13 protein-coding genes are annotated in these 14,643 nt (G+C 70.0%); 2 read left to right on the forward strand and 11 right to left on the reverse strand.

Annotated elements, in window-relative coordinates:
• Window positions 1–222 precede the first annotated feature (222 nt).
• A complete protein-coding gene (gene ald, locus AVR91_RS33040; protein ID WP_063273813.1) occupies window positions 223–1,338 on the reverse strand; it encodes an alanine dehydrogenase in 1,116 nt (371 codons plus the stop codon).
• 335 nt (window positions 1,339–1,673) lie between these two features.
• On the opposite strand from ald, the gene AVR91_RS33045 reads away from it, so the two are divergent.
• On the forward strand, window positions 1,674–2,384 hold the full coding sequence (locus tag AVR91_RS33045; RefSeq protein WP_228708235.1) for a TSUP family transporter: 711 nt from the start codon (window positions 1,674–1,676) through the stop codon (window positions 2,382–2,384).
• Between the two features lie 428 nt (window positions 2,385–2,812).
• Here AVR91_RS33045 and AVR91_RS33050 read toward each other — a convergent pair whose 3' ends face one another.
• Genes AVR91_RS33050 through AVR91_RS33090 form a run of 9 tightly spaced genes read right to left on the reverse strand, consistent with a single transcriptional unit; the run spans window position 2,813 to window position 13,175 of the window.
• A complete protein-coding gene (locus AVR91_RS33050) occupies window positions 2,813–4,282 on the reverse strand; it encodes an isochorismatase family protein (protein ID WP_076857488.1) in 1,470 nt (489 codons plus the stop codon).
• A complete protein-coding gene (locus AVR91_RS33055) occupies window positions 4,269–4,904 on the reverse strand; it encodes an SRPBCC family protein (RefSeq protein WP_063271664.1) in 636 nt (211 codons plus the stop codon). The genes AVR91_RS33050 and AVR91_RS33055 overlap by 14 nt, the downstream gene beginning before the upstream one ends.
• Window positions 4,901–5,401 carry a (2Fe-2S)-binding protein gene (locus AVR91_RS33060; protein ID WP_063271665.1) on the reverse strand — a complete coding sequence of 167 codons (501 nt, stop codon included), beginning with the start codon at window positions 5,399–5,401 and terminating at the stop codon, window positions 4,901–4,903. Before AVR91_RS33060 ends, AVR91_RS33055 begins: the two co-directional genes overlap by 4 nt.
• The gene (locus AVR91_RS33065) at window positions 5,398–7,803 is read right to left on the reverse strand and encodes a xanthine dehydrogenase family protein molybdopterin-binding subunit (RefSeq protein ID WP_063271666.1); all 2,406 of its coding nucleotides are present in this window, start codon (window positions 7,801–7,803) and stop codon (window positions 5,398–5,400) included. The genes AVR91_RS33060 and AVR91_RS33065 overlap by 4 nt, the downstream gene beginning before the upstream one ends.
• The gene (locus tag AVR91_RS33070; protein ID WP_063271667.1) at window positions 7,800–8,666 is read right to left on the reverse strand and encodes an FAD binding domain-containing protein; all 867 of its coding nucleotides are present in this window, start codon (window positions 8,664–8,666) and stop codon (window positions 7,800–7,802) included. Before AVR91_RS33070 ends, AVR91_RS33065 begins: the two co-directional genes overlap by 4 nt.
• A complete protein-coding gene (locus AVR91_RS33075) occupies window positions 8,663–10,051 on the reverse strand; it encodes an MFS transporter (protein WP_063271668.1) in 1,389 nt (462 codons plus the stop codon). The genes AVR91_RS33070 and AVR91_RS33075 overlap by 4 nt, the downstream gene beginning before the upstream one ends.
• Window positions 10,052–10,085: 34 nt before the next feature.
• Window positions 10,086–11,357: an FAD-dependent monooxygenase gene (locus AVR91_RS33080; RefSeq protein ID WP_063271669.1), complete on the reverse strand. Its 1,272-nt coding sequence runs from the start codon at window positions 11,355–11,357 to the stop codon at window positions 10,086–10,088.
• Window positions 11,335–12,132 (reverse strand): maleate cis-trans isomerase family protein, encoded by a 798-nt coding sequence (locus AVR91_RS33085; protein ID WP_063271670.1) that lies wholly within the window; start codon window positions 12,130–12,132, stop codon window positions 11,335–11,337. The genes AVR91_RS33080 and AVR91_RS33085 overlap by 23 nt, the downstream gene beginning before the upstream one ends.
• On the reverse strand, window positions 12,129–13,175 hold the full coding sequence (locus tag AVR91_RS33090; protein WP_016335108.1) for a M29 family metallopeptidase: 1,047 nt from the start codon (window positions 13,173–13,175) through the stop codon (window positions 12,129–12,131). The genes AVR91_RS33085 and AVR91_RS33090 overlap by 4 nt, the downstream gene beginning before the upstream one ends.
• A gap of 195 nt (window positions 13,176–13,370) precedes the next feature.
• On the opposite strand from AVR91_RS33090, the gene AVR91_RS33095 reads away from it, so the two are divergent.
• Window positions 13,371–13,871: a MarR family winged helix-turn-helix transcriptional regulator gene (locus tag AVR91_RS33095; protein WP_063271671.1), complete on the forward strand. Its 501-nt coding sequence runs from the start codon at window positions 13,371–13,373 to the stop codon at window positions 13,869–13,871.
• A gap of 110 nt (window positions 13,872–13,981) precedes the next feature.
• On the opposite strand, the gene bluB is transcribed toward AVR91_RS33095, so the two are convergent.
• Window positions 13,982–14,623 (reverse strand): 5,6-dimethylbenzimidazole synthase, encoded by a 642-nt coding sequence (gene bluB / locus AVR91_RS33100; RefSeq protein WP_063271672.1) that lies wholly within the window; start codon window positions 14,621–14,623, stop codon window positions 13,982–13,984.
• Between the last annotated feature and the right edge of the window lie 20 nt (window positions 14,624–14,643).

The raw sequence follows: 14,643 nt of genomic DNA on the forward strand, positions 1-14,643 counted from the left end.
CGCACTCGGCGGCCACCCACCCGCCAGCCGCGTTCCCAACCTCTCAGGTCAGTACACCTAGGCCGTGTCCTGCAAGTCATGTTCGCGGTCTTCGCGCCCAGGCGGTCCCTGACGGCACGGGCGGGCTCGGCCGAGTACGACCCCGGTACGAGGCCGATCCGCCCGCACCGCCAGGAACCACCTGGATCACGAAGCCCATCGAACAGCCTTACAGGACACGGCCTAGCCGAGCACGTCGTCGAGCGAAACGGAGTCGATTCCCAGTGCCTCACCGACCGGCGCGGAGGTCAGCCTGCCGTCCACCGTGCTGACGCCGCCGCGCAGCTCCGGGCACCGCGCGACGGCGCCGGACAGGCCGTGGTTCGCCAGCTCCAGCGCGTAGGGCAGCGTGACGTTCGTCAGCGCGTACGTCGAGGTGTGCGGGACGGCGCCGGGCATGTTGGCGACGCAGTAGAACACCGAGTCGTGCACCTGGAACGTCGGCTCGGCGTGCGTCGTCGGCCGGGTGTCCTCGAAACAGCCACCCTGGTCGACGGAGATGTCGACGAGCACGCTGCCCGGCTTCATCCGGGACACGAGATCGTTCGACACCAGGCTCGGCGCCTTGGCACCGGGCACGAGGACCGCGCCGATCACGAGGTCGGCTTCGAGCACGGCCTCTTCGATCGAGTACGCGTTGGCCGCGGCGGTGCGGATCCGCCCCTGGTACATCCGGTCGGCGGCACGGAGCTTGTCGACGTTCTTGTCGAACAGGACGACGTCGGCCCAGGTCCCGGCCGCGCCGGCGACCGCGTTCATCCCCGCGACACCGGCGCCGAGGACGACCACCCGCGCCGGGGCCACCCCGGAGACGCCGCCGATGAGCACCCCGCGCCCGCCGTTCGCCCGCATGAGCGTCTGCGCGCCGACCTGCGGGGCCAGCCGCCCGGCGACCTCGCTCATCGGGAACAGCAGGGGCAGCGATCCGTTCGGCAGCTGCACCGTCTCGTAGGCCACCGACGTCGTGCCCGCGTCCAGCAGCGCCCGCGTGCACGGCTCGCTCGCGGCGAGGTGCAGGTAGGTGAACAGCAGCTGATCGCGGCGCAGGCGGTGGTACTCCTCGGCGATCGGCTCCTTGACCTTGAGCACGAGGTCTCCGGTCGCCCAGACGTCGTCGGCGCTGTCGAGCACCTTCGCGCCGGCGGCGGCGTAGTCCTCGTCGCGCACGGAGGACCCTTCCCCCGCTCCGCGCTCGACGAACACCTCGTGCCCGGCCGAAGTGAACTCGTGTACGCCCGCGGGCGTCACCGCGACCCGGTACTCGTGGTTCTTGACTTCACGAGGGACACCGATCTTCATCTCACGCTCCCGTCTGTTCCAAAGGCAGTGACGCTGAGCGTGCGGCACGGCTGGAACGGCCAGAAGTGCCAGAACCCGCGCGTTCGACGGGTCCAGTTCGCCGGTCGACTGTCCGTGAAAGCCTCACCACGGGCCGTCGTAGATCATGACCTGCTCGCGACACGTCTCTGACTCAGACCCGCCGAGCCGGAGCCGAAGGGGACTTTCCCCGCATCGGACGCGACGAAAGCCACCTTCACAACACAAGAGGTCCTTCACCGCTCATAGCGTCGGGCTATGACGTCTTCGCCAAGCGACGGCTACCGCCACGCCGAGACCGGATCCACAATGGACTCGTGGGAACCCTGGCCATGACCTCGCTCGCGGCGGCGGCCGGGGTGGTCGCCCAGCGCCTTTCCGGGATGGGGCTTTCCCTGCTGTGCGTACCGTTCCTGGCGCTAGCGCTGGGCCCGCTCGACGCCGTCCGGCTCACCCTGCTGCTCGGCTTCCCGGTCTATCTCGCGGTCGCGATCACCCACTGGCGGGCGATCAGGTGGACGCAGGTCGCGTGGCTTACGGTGCCCGCGGTGGTGTTCACGCCGATCGTCGCGCTCGTGGTCCGCGGTGTCCCCACGCGGCCGCTGCTGCTCGCCGCGGGCGGCTGCTGTGTCCTCGCCGTCGGCGTGCTGGCGAGTGGCATCACCAGCAGACGGCTGGCCGGCCGGACGGGCGCCGTCGGCGCGGGCGTGCTGAGCGCGGCGATGAACTCCGTCGCCGGGCTCTCGGGCCCCGCCGTGGCGGTGTACGGGGCGAGCGCGGGCTGGGGCGCGGACGAGACGCGCGGGACGCTGTCGATCTACTTCTTCCTCCTCGGCCTGGTCGCGTTGCCCAGCCTCGGCTGGGTGGAGGTGCCCGCGAGCGTGCTCCTCGCGGTCGCGCTCGCCGCACTCGCTGGCGATCTTCTGGGCCGAGTGCTGAGCCGCCGGGTCGGTGAACGGTCCGTCCGCTGGTCCGTTCTGCTGCTTTCGGCGGCGGGCGGTGCGCTGACGCTGGCGCACGCGGCCTGAGGCTCGGCTCGGACCCACCCGTTGCGAAAGCCACTTTCGCAACCTTCAACGTTGCGAAAGTGGCTTTCGCAACCACGCTCGGCCGGGGAGCCACTCACGACAATCGCTGACATCCGTGAAGGGCCCCTTCACTACCCTCAGGGTAGGCAAGGAGGCCTTCACGGACACCGTCGGCCAGGGAACTGCCGGGTCCCGTTGGTCGTGAGTGGCGATTCGGCTTAGAAGCCGAATCGCCACTCACGAGACCAGACCCACTCGGTACCGCCGGGTGCTGGGCTTGGCCGACGTCGCCTCCAGCCCCAGGCCCCACAGAACGGCGGCCGGAAGCCAGTAGGCACCTAAGACACCCTCGGCTAGAACCCGAATCGCCCACTCACAACCAACGGGACCGCGCACCATCCATTGCGAAAATGGCTTTCATAACCCACTCACAACAGTTTTCGCAACGCTTCTCGCAATGCGGCCAGTGCGGCCTCGGGCTCATCCCAGAAGATCATGTGCCCCGCCTTCGGGATCTCGACGAACTCGGCCGACGGATTGCGCTCGGCGGCCTCAGCCGCACCGGCGGCCGTGACGACCGGGCTCGCGCCGCCGTACAGGAAGTACGTCGGCGCGGGCACCTTCGGCCAGTCTTCGAAGAAGTCCTCGGATTCGAACCCGCCGTGCGTGGCGACGATCGCGCCGCGGGAACACGAAGACAGCCAGCGAGCCCGCAGTTCCTGCTCCCGGCGCGGCCATCGCGGCCACGATCGGGACACCTCGTCGGCGTCGGTCCCCCGGCGGGCCTGGTCGAGTTGCCCGAGGAAGGCGTCGAGTGTGGTCGGATACGGCGCCCGCCCGGGGCCGCTCAGCGGCGGATCCGCCAGCACCGTGCCCCGAAATGGCCGCGTGGTGGCGGCACGGGCGGCGATCCTCGCGCCCATCGAGTGTCCGAAAAGGATCGGATCGCGCAGCCCGAGTCCGTCCACGACCGCGTCGACGTCCGCGGCGTAGCTCGCCAGGTCGTACTCCGCCCCGTCATCCGACAACCCGCGGCCGCGGACGTCGAGCACGAGCGGGCGCACGAGATCGGTGAGTTCCCGTGCCACGAAGTCCATCGTGACCGCCGGGCTGGTGATCCCTGGCAGCACGAGCACCGGGACACCGTCGGCGGGACCGTAGTCGAGGACGTGCAGCCGGACCGCACCCGACGTCACCCAGCGGCTGGTCGCCGGAATGTCGCCGAGATCCGCCAACGCGGGTTGCCCGAGCGTGCGGCGATCCAGATCCGCGAGATACGTCAGGGCCTCGTCGAGTCCGACGACGTCCGCGTATTTCGCTTGCAGGTCGAACAAAGCGGCATCGTGGGGCCCGGCGGCGCGGTCACCGCAGGCTTCCCGGACGACGAGCGTGTCGAAACCGGACTGGACGGCGTCGACGGCGGTCGCGCGGACACATCCCGAAGTCGTCGCGCCGCAGACGACGACGGTGTCCGTGCCCAGACTCGTGAGGAGCGCGGCCAGCGAGGTCCCGTGGAAGGCCGACGCGCCCTTCTTCAGGATGAGATGGTCGCCCTCGCGCTGGTCGAGCCGTGGGTCGAGGGCGACCGCTTCGCTGCCTTCGCGAAGTGCCCGCATCCCGGGTGCTTTCCGGAGCCACGCCACGGCGTCACCGTCCGCCTCGGCCGGTGTGTAACTGATCGCGGTGTAGATCACCGGCACACCCTGTCGCCGTGCTTCGGCGACGAGGGTGGTGGTCGCGGTGACTTCGGCGGTGAGGTCGGCACCGGACGGGAACGCGGGCTCGGTGAAGCCCCGCGTCAGGTCGACCACGACCAGTGCCGGACGCGATCCGTGCGGCACGCTCGCCCCGAAACCGGCTCGGTCGTACACGCTGTCGAGGCTTTCATCGACGGCCACGCTGCAACTCCTTGATCAGTTTGTCCTGGGTGCGGATCCGGCCCAGCAGCCAGCCCTGGAACAGCCCGAGCGCCGCGGCTGCCGCGATCACGCCGTAGCGTTTGACACCCTCCGGAAGCACCATGGCGAGCCCGTCGACGGCTTCCGGCCCAGGAGCGGCGCTTGTGGCCGCGACGGGCCCCGCTCGAAGCTGGTCCGCGAGATTGCGGGCGAATTGGTCGAGCAGCCGGGTAGAGACGGCGCCGATCGCGCCCTTGCCGAATTGGGCGAGCTTGCCGCGGATCGACAGATCGGTGCGCAGCTCGATGGTGGCGCCGCCGGGTGCCTCGCGCACGGTCAGCGTCACGTCGGCCTCGGCGTCGCCGTTGCCGTGGGCGTCCGCTCCCCTGGCCACCAGCCGCAGGCTGCGGTCGGCCTCGGTGACGTCGGTGAACCGCACGGTGCCCGAGTAGGCGGCGGTGATCGGGCCGACCTTGACCTTCACGCGGCCGAGATAGGCGTCGTCCTGCCGTCCGTCGAGGGTCGCGCCGGGCAGACAGCCCGCGACCCGCTCGACGTCGTTGATCAAGGCGAAGACCTCGTCGGGTCCGGCCGGTACGGACAGCTGGTTTTCCAGGATCACGCTGTCGCCTCCTTCTGCTTGGCGTGGCATCGACGGGTCGCGGTCGCCTCGATCGCGTCCACGACCGTCTGGTAACCGGTGCAGCGGCACAGATTCGCCGAGACGGCCTCGCGGATCTCCTCGCGGCCCGCGTCCGGCCGCTGGGCCAGGAAACCTTCGGCCAGCATGAGGAATCCGGGGGTGCAGAAGCCGCACTGCAGGCCGTGGTGCTCGCTGAAAGACCGCTGCAGATCGGAAAGTTCGCCGTCCCGGCTCAACGACTCGACCGTGCGGATCTCCGCCGCCTCCGCCTGGACGGCGAACATCAGGCACGCCCGCACCGGTTCGCCGTCGACGAGGACGGTGCAGGCGCCGCACACCCCGTGCTCGCAGCCGACGTGGGTGCCGGTGAGCCCGAGGTCGTGCCGCAGCACGTCGAGCAGGGTCTTGCGCGGCTCGACGAGGGCCTCGTGCGGCTCGCCGTTGACGTTCAGGACGATCAGATGCCGGTCGCTCATGATGGAACGCTCATTTCCTTGTGGACCCCCGCGTCGAGCGCGGCGAGCACGGTCTGCGGATGCACCGGGGTCACGTCGAGTTCGACTCCCGTGTGGCGCAACGCGTCGTTGATCGCGTTCAGCACCGCGGCGGGCGCGCCGATCGTGCCGCCCTCCCCCGCCCCCTTCGCACCGTTTTCCGTGAACGCGCAAGGGGTTTCGAGATGGGTGACGGTGATGTCGGGGACCTCCGTCGCCGTCGGGACCAGGTAGTCGATGAAGCTCGCGGCCGACGGTTCCCCGTTGCCCGCGTAGGTGATCTCCTCGAACAACGCGCCGGCGATGCCCTGCGCGATTCCGCCGCGGCACTGGCCGTCGACGACCTGCGGGTGGATCACCACCCCGCAGTCTTCGACGCACGCGTAACGCAGGATCTTGATCTGGCCGGTGCCCGGATCGGCCTCGACGACCACGGCGTGCGTGGCGTTGGAAAAGGTGCCGTCTCCGGGCACGTCGAAGCTCGCCGTGGCCGTCAAAGTCGGCTCGACGTCCTTGGGCAGCAGGTGACTGCGCAGGTACGCCACATCGGCGATCTCCTCGAACGACGCGCGGCGCTCCGGATCGTCGATCTGGACGACACCGCCGTCACCGTCGAGGCGCACGTTGTCGGGGCTCGTTTCGAGCAGGTGCGCGGCGATCTTGCACAGCAGTTCGCCGAGTTTCCCGGCCGCGAGGGACACCGCCGAGCCACCGATCGTCACCGAGCGGGAGGCGAAAGTCCCCCAGCCGTAGGCGATGCGCTCGGTGTCGCCTTGACGCAGTTTGACCTGGTCGAGGTGCAGCCCGAGCCGGTCGGCCACGATCTGCGCCAGCGTCGTCTCGTGCGACTGGCCGTGGTTCATGGTCCCGCTGGTGACCACGACGGAGCCGGTGGTGTCCATCCGGATCTCGGAGATGTCGAAACCGGGGACCACCGCCATCTTCCGTTTGGCGAAGGCGCCCGAGCCGTATCCGGTCCGCTCGGAGAAACAGCAGTAGCCGATGCCGATGTGCCTGCCTTCGGCGGCCGCACGGTCCCGGATCTCGTACCAGCCCTCGTCCCGGATCGCCGCCTCGGCGAGTTCGAGCGATTCGCGGTAGGTGCCGGGGTCGTAGGTGATGGCGTTGACCCCGGTGTACGGGAACTGCGTGATCACGTTGCGCCGCCGGATCTCGACCGGATCGAGCCCGAGTTCCCGCGCGGCGCGTTCCATGATCCGCTCGATCGCCATCACGTACTGCGGACGGCTGACCCCGCGATACGGCGCCGTCGGCGCCTTGTTGCTCGCGATGGCGCGGGCACGGACGCGATACTCGGGCACCTGGTAGACGCTCGGCATCTCGGCCGACGCCATCAGCGGCTCGATCCCCGCCGTGAACGGGTAGCAGGAGTACGCGCCCATGTCGCAGACGACGTCGACGTCCAGCGCGGTGATCCGCCCGTCCTCGTCGAACGCCGCCAGCGTGCGGTAACGCTGTTCCCTGGCGAGGAATCCGGCCGTGAGCGCCTCGCGCCGGTCTTCGATCCACTTCACCGGCCGGTTCAGCCGCCGGGCCGCCGCCGCGACGGCGATCTCCTCGCGGCCGACGACGCATTTCTGGCCGAAGCCACCGCCCATGTCCGGGACGGTGACCCGCACGGTCCGTTCGGGGACCCGCAGCGAGCGGGCCATCGCCGTGCGCACCTGATGCGGCACCTGCGTGCACATCTGGACGAGCAGCTGGTCGTCGTGGTCGTCCCAGGACGCGACCACTCCCCGGGTTTCGAGCGGGAGCGCGTTCTGCCGTCCGCTCTTCGTGACGACCTCGACCACCCGGCCGCCGCCCGCACGGGCCGCCTCGAACGCCGCGTCGACCCCGGGTGTGTCGAACATCGACACGTCGACCAGCACGTTGCCCGGCGCCTCGTCGTGCACGAGCGGAGCGCCCTCGGCGAACGCCGACTCCTCCGACACGATCGCCCCGAGCGGCTCGTAGTCCACCACCGCGGCCTCGACACCGTCCTCGGCGCTGTACGGATCGCGGGCGACGACCAGCGCCACCGGCTCGCCGGTGAACCGCACCTTCTCCCTGGCCAGGATCGGCATCGCGGTCGGCGAGAACTCCTCGGGCGGGCGGTCGAGCAACGCGACGATGTCACCGAGTGCCAGGTCTTCCGCCGTATACGCGGCGACGACGCCATCGACCGCCAGAGTCGCCGACAGGTCGATCCCGGCGAGCCTGCCGTGCGCGACCGTCGAACGGACGAAGGCCGCGTGCAGCATTCCGGGCAGCTGGATGTCGTCGACGAACCGGCCGCGGCCGGTGAGCAGGCGGGGATCCTCGCGCCGGGGCACCGACGCGCCGACCCAGCGGCCCTGGCGCCCGTCGAACCGTGCGGTCATCGCGTTTCTCCTTTCTCCCAGGCCTCGTGCAGCGCCTGGGTGACGAGCGTTCGCGCCAGCCGTCGGCGGTAGGCAGCGCTGCCCGCCGCGTCGTCGGGCGGATCGATCGCCGCCGCCGCGGCCGCACCGCACGCGGCGAACAGCTCCGGACCGGGAACGCCGCCGTCGAGCAGCGCCTCGGCCTCGGGCACCCGGACGGGCGCGGGGGCCACGCCGCCGAGCACGACCCGGCCCCCGTGCTCCGGGTCGATGCTCACCGCGGCGTCGACGATCGCGAAATCGCCGTGGCGCCGGGCGAATTCGGTCAGCGCGGCCCGGGGCGACGGACGGGTGAAACGCACCGCCGTCACGACCTCGTCCGGTTCGACGGCTGTGGTGTAGAAGCCATGGAACATCTCCGCGGCCGGGATCTCCCTGGGGCCGCGCGGGCCTTCGGCGACGATCACCGCGTCGAGCAGCAGGGCGAGCAGGCACCATTCCGCAGTCGCGTCACCGTGGACGATGCTGCCCGCCACCGTGCCCCGGGACCGGATCGGCAGGTGCCCCACCCACCGCATCGCGCGGGAGAGCACGTCGAAATCCGGTCCCAGCTCGGAGATCTCCACCGCCCGATGGGTGACCAGCGCGCCGATCGTGAGGCCGGCCCCGTCACGCCGGACGGAGTCCAGCGCCGGGTCCCGGCGCAACGGTCCCAGATCCACCAGCGCCGTGGGGCGGGCGAGCCGGAAGTTCATCATCGGCATCAGGCTCTGGCCGCCGGCGATGAGTTTCGGGTCCTCGCCCGCCGCGGCGAGCTCGCCGAGCAGGCCGACGGCGTCGGTGACGTCGTGGGCCCGGTGGTACCGGAACGCGGCGGGCTTCACAGAGCCGTCCTGGTCTCGGCGGGTGGCTCGACCGGCTCGACGATCCGGTCGAGTTCGCGGCCGCGGGTCTCCGGCGCGCCCACCTTCATGAACACGACCGCGGCCACCACGAGCAGACCCAGCACGGTGAAGGTGAGCGGCAGCCCGAGCACCGGCCACAGCACGCTGCCGAACAGCAGCGGCGCGAACCCGGTGATCGCCCGGCTCGACGACGACGCCCAGCCGAATCCCGAAGCCCGCAGTTCCGTCGGGTACAGCTCGGAGACGTAGGCGTACATCACCGGGATGACCACCAGCGCGAACAAGCCGAACGCGCCGATCGCCACGACCGCCGCGGCAGGCGTGTCGAGCAGCAGGGAGAACACCACCAGCGACAGTGCGGTGAGCGGACCGGCGACCATGATGATCCGCTTGCGGCCGACCTTGTCGACCAGGAGCACGGCCACCGCGACACCCACGATGCCGGTCGCGTTCATGAGCGCGGTCGAGGCGAAGGCGGCGATCTCACCGAATCCCTGCGCCCGCAGGATGGACGGCATCCAGCTGAGCGCGGCGTAGTAGACCAGCATGACACTGATGAACAGCGACCACGCCACCGCCGTGATCCTCGGGTTGAACGCCCACACCCGGCGCAGCTGGTCGAACGCGGCCGCGACCGCGCCGCCGCGGGTGTCCTCGACCACCGCGGGTGGGATCGAGTACGGCTCCGGAGTCGCTCCCGTGCGGCGCACGAGGTCGTCGATCACCGCCCGCGCCTCCGCCTCGCGGCCCTTGCGCACCAGGTACAGCGGTGATTCCGGGACGCCACGCCGCACCCAGAACAGCAGCAGCGCGGGCAGGATCATCAACACCAGCATCCAGCGCCAGTTCCCCTCGACCGGGAGCAGCAGCGTCGCGCTGACGGCGGCCAATGTGGTCCCGATCGGCCACCAGCCGTCCATCGCGGACAGCACCCGGCCGCGATGCTTGCGCGGGGAGAACTCGCTGACGATCGCGTAGTCGACCGGGATGCAGCCGCCCAGTCCGATCCCCGCCAGGAAACGCAGGGCGAGGAACGTCTCCACGTTCGGCGCGAGCGCGCCCAGCACGGAGAACAGCGCGAACAGCAGCAGCGTGATGCTGAACGCCTTCTTCCGGCCGATCCGGTCGGCGACCGTGCCCCAGGCGACCGCGCCCACGGCCATGCCGATCAGGTTCGCGGTGGCCACCAGGCCCTTCCCGCCGGCGGACAACCCGAATTCCGTCCCGACCAGCGGGGTGAGGAATCCGTTCAACGCGACGTCCCAGGCATCGAACATGTAGCCCAGCCCGCCGATGAGGAAGATCTTTCCCTGCACGCTCCAACGCCAGGGCAGGTCCTGGACGATCTGATCACCAGTACGCATGAACCACTCCGATGCGATTGCCGGCCAGCGCGCCTCAGCGGGCGAACTGGTAGTGGATGGACTCGGTGTCGGGGTCGGTGAGCGGGCTGCCGTTCCACAGCCAGTCGTAGGACACGTCGGATTCGCCGTCGAAGCGCCGCAGCTTCTCGTCCCGCTCGCGCTGTTCGGGACCGTCGGGCAGGTGGTAGAAGTCCATGTTCTGCAGCGAGGCGTCCTGCACCATGCCCGCGTGCTTGGCGCGCCGGTCCACGTAGCGGACCAGGGCGCCGTCGATACCGTCGCGAGTGACGCGGCCCAGCTCCTCGGCCAGCACCGCGGCGTCTTCCATCGCCTGCGACGCGCCCTGTGCCTGGTACGGCAGCATCGCGTGGCACGCGTCGCCGAGCAGGGCGACCCGGCCGTCGACCCAGACCGGGTCACGGCGACGGCGGTACATCGCCCACACCGAGACGTCCTCGTCCTTCGCCTTCGCCAGCATCGTCGGTACCCGATCGTCCCAGTCGTGGTACTCCGCGGCGAGTTCGGCGGCGGTCGCCGGACCACTCCAGTCCTTGGCCACCGATTCGGTGCACGGCACGATCGCGACCACGTTGAGGTACTCCCCGCCGCGGATCATGTAGTGCACCAGGTGTTTGTTGGGGCCGTACCAGATCGTGGAGTGATAGCGGTCCACCAGGAATCGGGTGGCGGGATCCTGCGCGATCAGGTCGCCGGAGATCAGCGCCCGGTACGCCATCTCGCCGGAGAACGCGAGGGTGTCGTCGAAGCCGGCGAGATCGCGCACCGAAGACCGGATGCCGTCCGCCCCGATCACGACGTCGCCGGTGAACCGGCGCCCGTCGGCGGTGATCACGGCGGGCCGGTCCGGCACCGTCCGGTCGAGGTCGACCACCCGCGCACCGGTCGCCACCCGCACCACCGGGCCGGTCCCGTCGGGATCCAGGCAGGCGTCGAGCAGGACTCCGTGCAGGTCTGCGCGGTGGTAGTGCCAGTAGGGCGCGCCGTACTGGTCCGTCACCCGGCTGCCCAGCTCCAGCTGGGCGATGATGCTGCCGTCGGCCCAGCGACGGCGCACCTGGTCCTGCGGCTCGGTCCGCACCCGCTCCAGCCGGGCGCGCAGCCCCAGCCCGATGAGGATCCGGCTGGCGTTCGGCGCGGTCTGGATCCCCGCGCCGATCTCGCCCAGCGCCGGGGCGGCCTCGACCACGGTGACGCGCAAACCCCGCTGCCGCAAGGACAACGCGGCGCAGAGCCCACCGAGCCCGCCACCGACGACAACGACCTCAAACGACTGACTCGCGGCCATGCCCGCCTCCCGTCTTCGTCAACGCTTCCGCGCCGCTGAGCAACCTCCCGGCGCCGGGCACCGTGGGCTCGACGCCGAGTTCCGTCAGGATCCGGAACGCCGTCGCCGTCGCCGCCGACAGGACCGGGATCCCGATCTCGTCCTCCACCGGCTGGATCGCGGGCAGTGAAGGCATCTGCACACAGGCGGACAGCACCAGGGCGTCCACATCGGACAGATTCAGTTTGCGGTGGTGCTCTCGCAGCCCGGCGGGGTCCAGCCGGGCCACGGCGAGGTTGTCCGGCACCTCCAGGGAAAGGGCGTCGGCGACCTCGACCCCGGCGTCCTCGATGTAGTCCGCCACCGCCTTGGTCAACGGCTTCAGGTACGGCGTGATGATCGCGACCTTGCGGGCGCCGAGCGCGCCGAGCCCGGACAGCAGCGCACCGGCGCTGGAGACGACCGGCGCGTCGCAGCCCTCTTCACGCAGCACGCGCGTGATGTCGTCTTCGGCGGTGCAGTGGTAGCCGGGTCCCTGTGCCATGATCGCCACGAGACACGCGGTGGCGACGACGTCGGGTTTGGCGTCGGCGAGTTCGGCCGCGGCGCGTCCGGCCTGGGCGTTCATCGCCCGCAGCTGTTCGGGTTCGACGTGCCGCATCCTCGCCCGCGCGGAATGGAAGACGAACCGGTCGCCCGGATCGGCCTCCTCCCTGGCGCGCAGCATCCGCGGCAGCTCGGTCTCCATCGTGAGATTCGAGCTGGGGACGATCATCCCGATGTGGTGGTCGGTCATCGGCGGGCCGCCGGACGCATCTCGGCGACGGTCAGCTCGCCGTTGTCGACGATCAGTTCGTCGTCCAGGTAAAGGGAATTGCCGCGCATCGGGATGTCGAAGTGGCACGGGGTGTCGTTCGGGCCGCCGAGCTCGTTGTTGGGACCGATGGAGAACATGACGTTGCCGTAGAAACTCCGCAGTTCCATGCCCATCCCGCCGGGGAACTGGGTCAGGCCGTGCCAGTGCGCGCGCTCGTCGAGCCCCCAGCCCACGTGGCTCATGCCGTAGCCGCGAGGATCGTCGAAACTCTCGATGTAGGAACGCAGCAGATCCGCGTCCAGCCCGGACGATCCGGCGCCGCCGCGGATGTCCCGGATGAAGCCCTGCTCGATGGTGATCTCGACCGGGGTCTGTACGTAGGTGTTGAACGGCAACAGGACGTCGCCCGGCGACAGCACGATCTTCCCGTCGACGCCGTCGTCGGCACCGCCGGTGAACACGAACGCCGCCGGCCAGTGGTCCCAGCGGCCGGGCGTGTCGGTGTAGCCGTATTCGGACAGCGTCGGGTACACGCCGAGCTGATAGGTGACGTCGGTACCCGCCGGGCTGGTGATGCGCATCGTGCCGGCCTTGGCCAGGAGTTCCGCGCCGATCTCCACGCGCTCGCGCAGTTCCTTCGTCGGCATGAGCCTGGCCAGCAGCTCGGGCGGCTCGACGGCGGTGAGGATCCGGGTCCCCGCGTCCTGGATGGCGAACTGTTCCTTGCTGAACAACAGGAACGTGCAGTCGACCACCATGTCGACGCTCTTGAGCGCCTCGACCGCCAGCGGGATGTTCCCGAGCCCCGAGTCGCCCACCGCCCACGCGCCCGCCGCGCTGACCGGCGAGGGCAGCCGCATGTGGTAGGCCGAAGCGCCCAGCTGCTGGGCGGCCCACAAGAAGGCGTCGGCGTATTCCGCCCGCTCACCGCCGCGGGTCAGCACCACCACGGTCTCGCCCTCGTGCACCCCCGAGAACGTCAGCTGGCGCAAACAGATGTCGTTGAACAGGTTCCGGTCCATCGCCGACCACCTCCATATTGATCCGAGCACGTACTATCCGGGTACGGAAGACCGGCCTTCATACGAACACGTACTATCCGGATACGCAAGAGGTGACGGCGGCAGATCTCGGCGGCCTTCCCGTGAGCGACCGTCCGGACACGTAGGATCACCGCGGGGGCCCGGGCAGCGGGTTGGAGCCGACAAGGAGTAGCGATGGGTGAATCGGCGCGTACGAGCAGGCTCAGGGGCGACACGCCGGTCGTCACTCCCGCGCCGCCGTCGGACCTGCTGGCGGCCCCCGGCTACGGTGCCCGACGGCTGTATCAGGCCTACCTCGCCGCGTGGAACCGTCACGTGGACCCGGTGCTGACCGGTCCGCAGTTCGCGGTCCTGTCCGCGGTCCGCGCCTACCCGGGGAGCGACCAGAGCTCGCTGGCGGGCGCGGTCGCCCTCGACACCTCGACGATGGCCGACCTGTGCCGCAGGCTGGAGCGGCGGGGGCTCATCCGGCGCGTCGAATCCCCGCACGACGCGCGGCGCAAACTGCTTTCGCTCACCGACGAGGGCAAGTCGGTGCTGAGCCAGGTCAACCGCCGCGCCCGGCGGCTGGACAAGGCACTCCTCGACGGCGACGACGACATCGACATGGCCGCGCTGCTCAACGCGCTCGGCGCGCGCTGGGAGCGGATCGCCGAAATCGACAAGCTGCGCTGACCATCGGCCGCCGCTTGCGGGCCGAGCCGTTGCCTCGCTGCGCCCACTGTGGCATTGGGGACGCCCACCGTCTCCAATGCCACATTGGGCGCGCGCAGAGCACGCTTGCGTTACTTCGAGTACTGCTCGAAGTGCAGCACCGCGTCGAGGGGAAGCCGTTCCCGCCAGCCGTGCCGTTCCAGATCGGGCACCGTCGGCAGGTCCCGCACCGGCCCGACGCACAGCCACGCCACCGGACGCACATGTTCGGGCAACCCCACCAAATCGCGCAAGTACTCTTCGCGGTAGAAGCTGACCCATCCGACGCCGAGCCCTTCGGCGGTCGCCGCCAGCCAGAGGTTCTGGATGGCCAGGCACACCGAGTACAGGCCGGCGTCGGCGATCGCGTGCCGCCCCAGGACGTCCGGCGCACCCCGTGACGGGTCGTAGCCGACCACGATTCCCGCGGACGACGCCACGATCCCTTCGATCTTGATCGGCGCGAAGACGCGGGCCCTCTCGGCATCCAGCCGTCCTTCGAACACTTCGCGTTCGGCCAGCACGTGCTCACGGAACTTCTTGCGAAGGTCCATATCGGACACGACGACGAAATCCCATGGCTGGGACAGGCCGACGCTCGGTGCCGCGTGCGCCGCGCTCAACACGCGACGCAGTACGTCCGCCGGAATCGGCTCTCCGGTGAATTCACCCCTGGTGTCCCGGCGCCGGAAGATGGTCTCGTACAACGAACGGTCGTCTGTGTCACGGGTCATGAGCCGTGATCATGCCTCAC

Origin of the sequence: Amycolatopsis keratiniphila subsp. keratiniphila (assembly GCF_001620365.2) — a bacterium.
Classification (GTDB): Bacteria; Actinomycetota; Actinomycetes; order Mycobacteriales; family Pseudonocardiaceae; genus Amycolatopsis; species Amycolatopsis keratiniphila.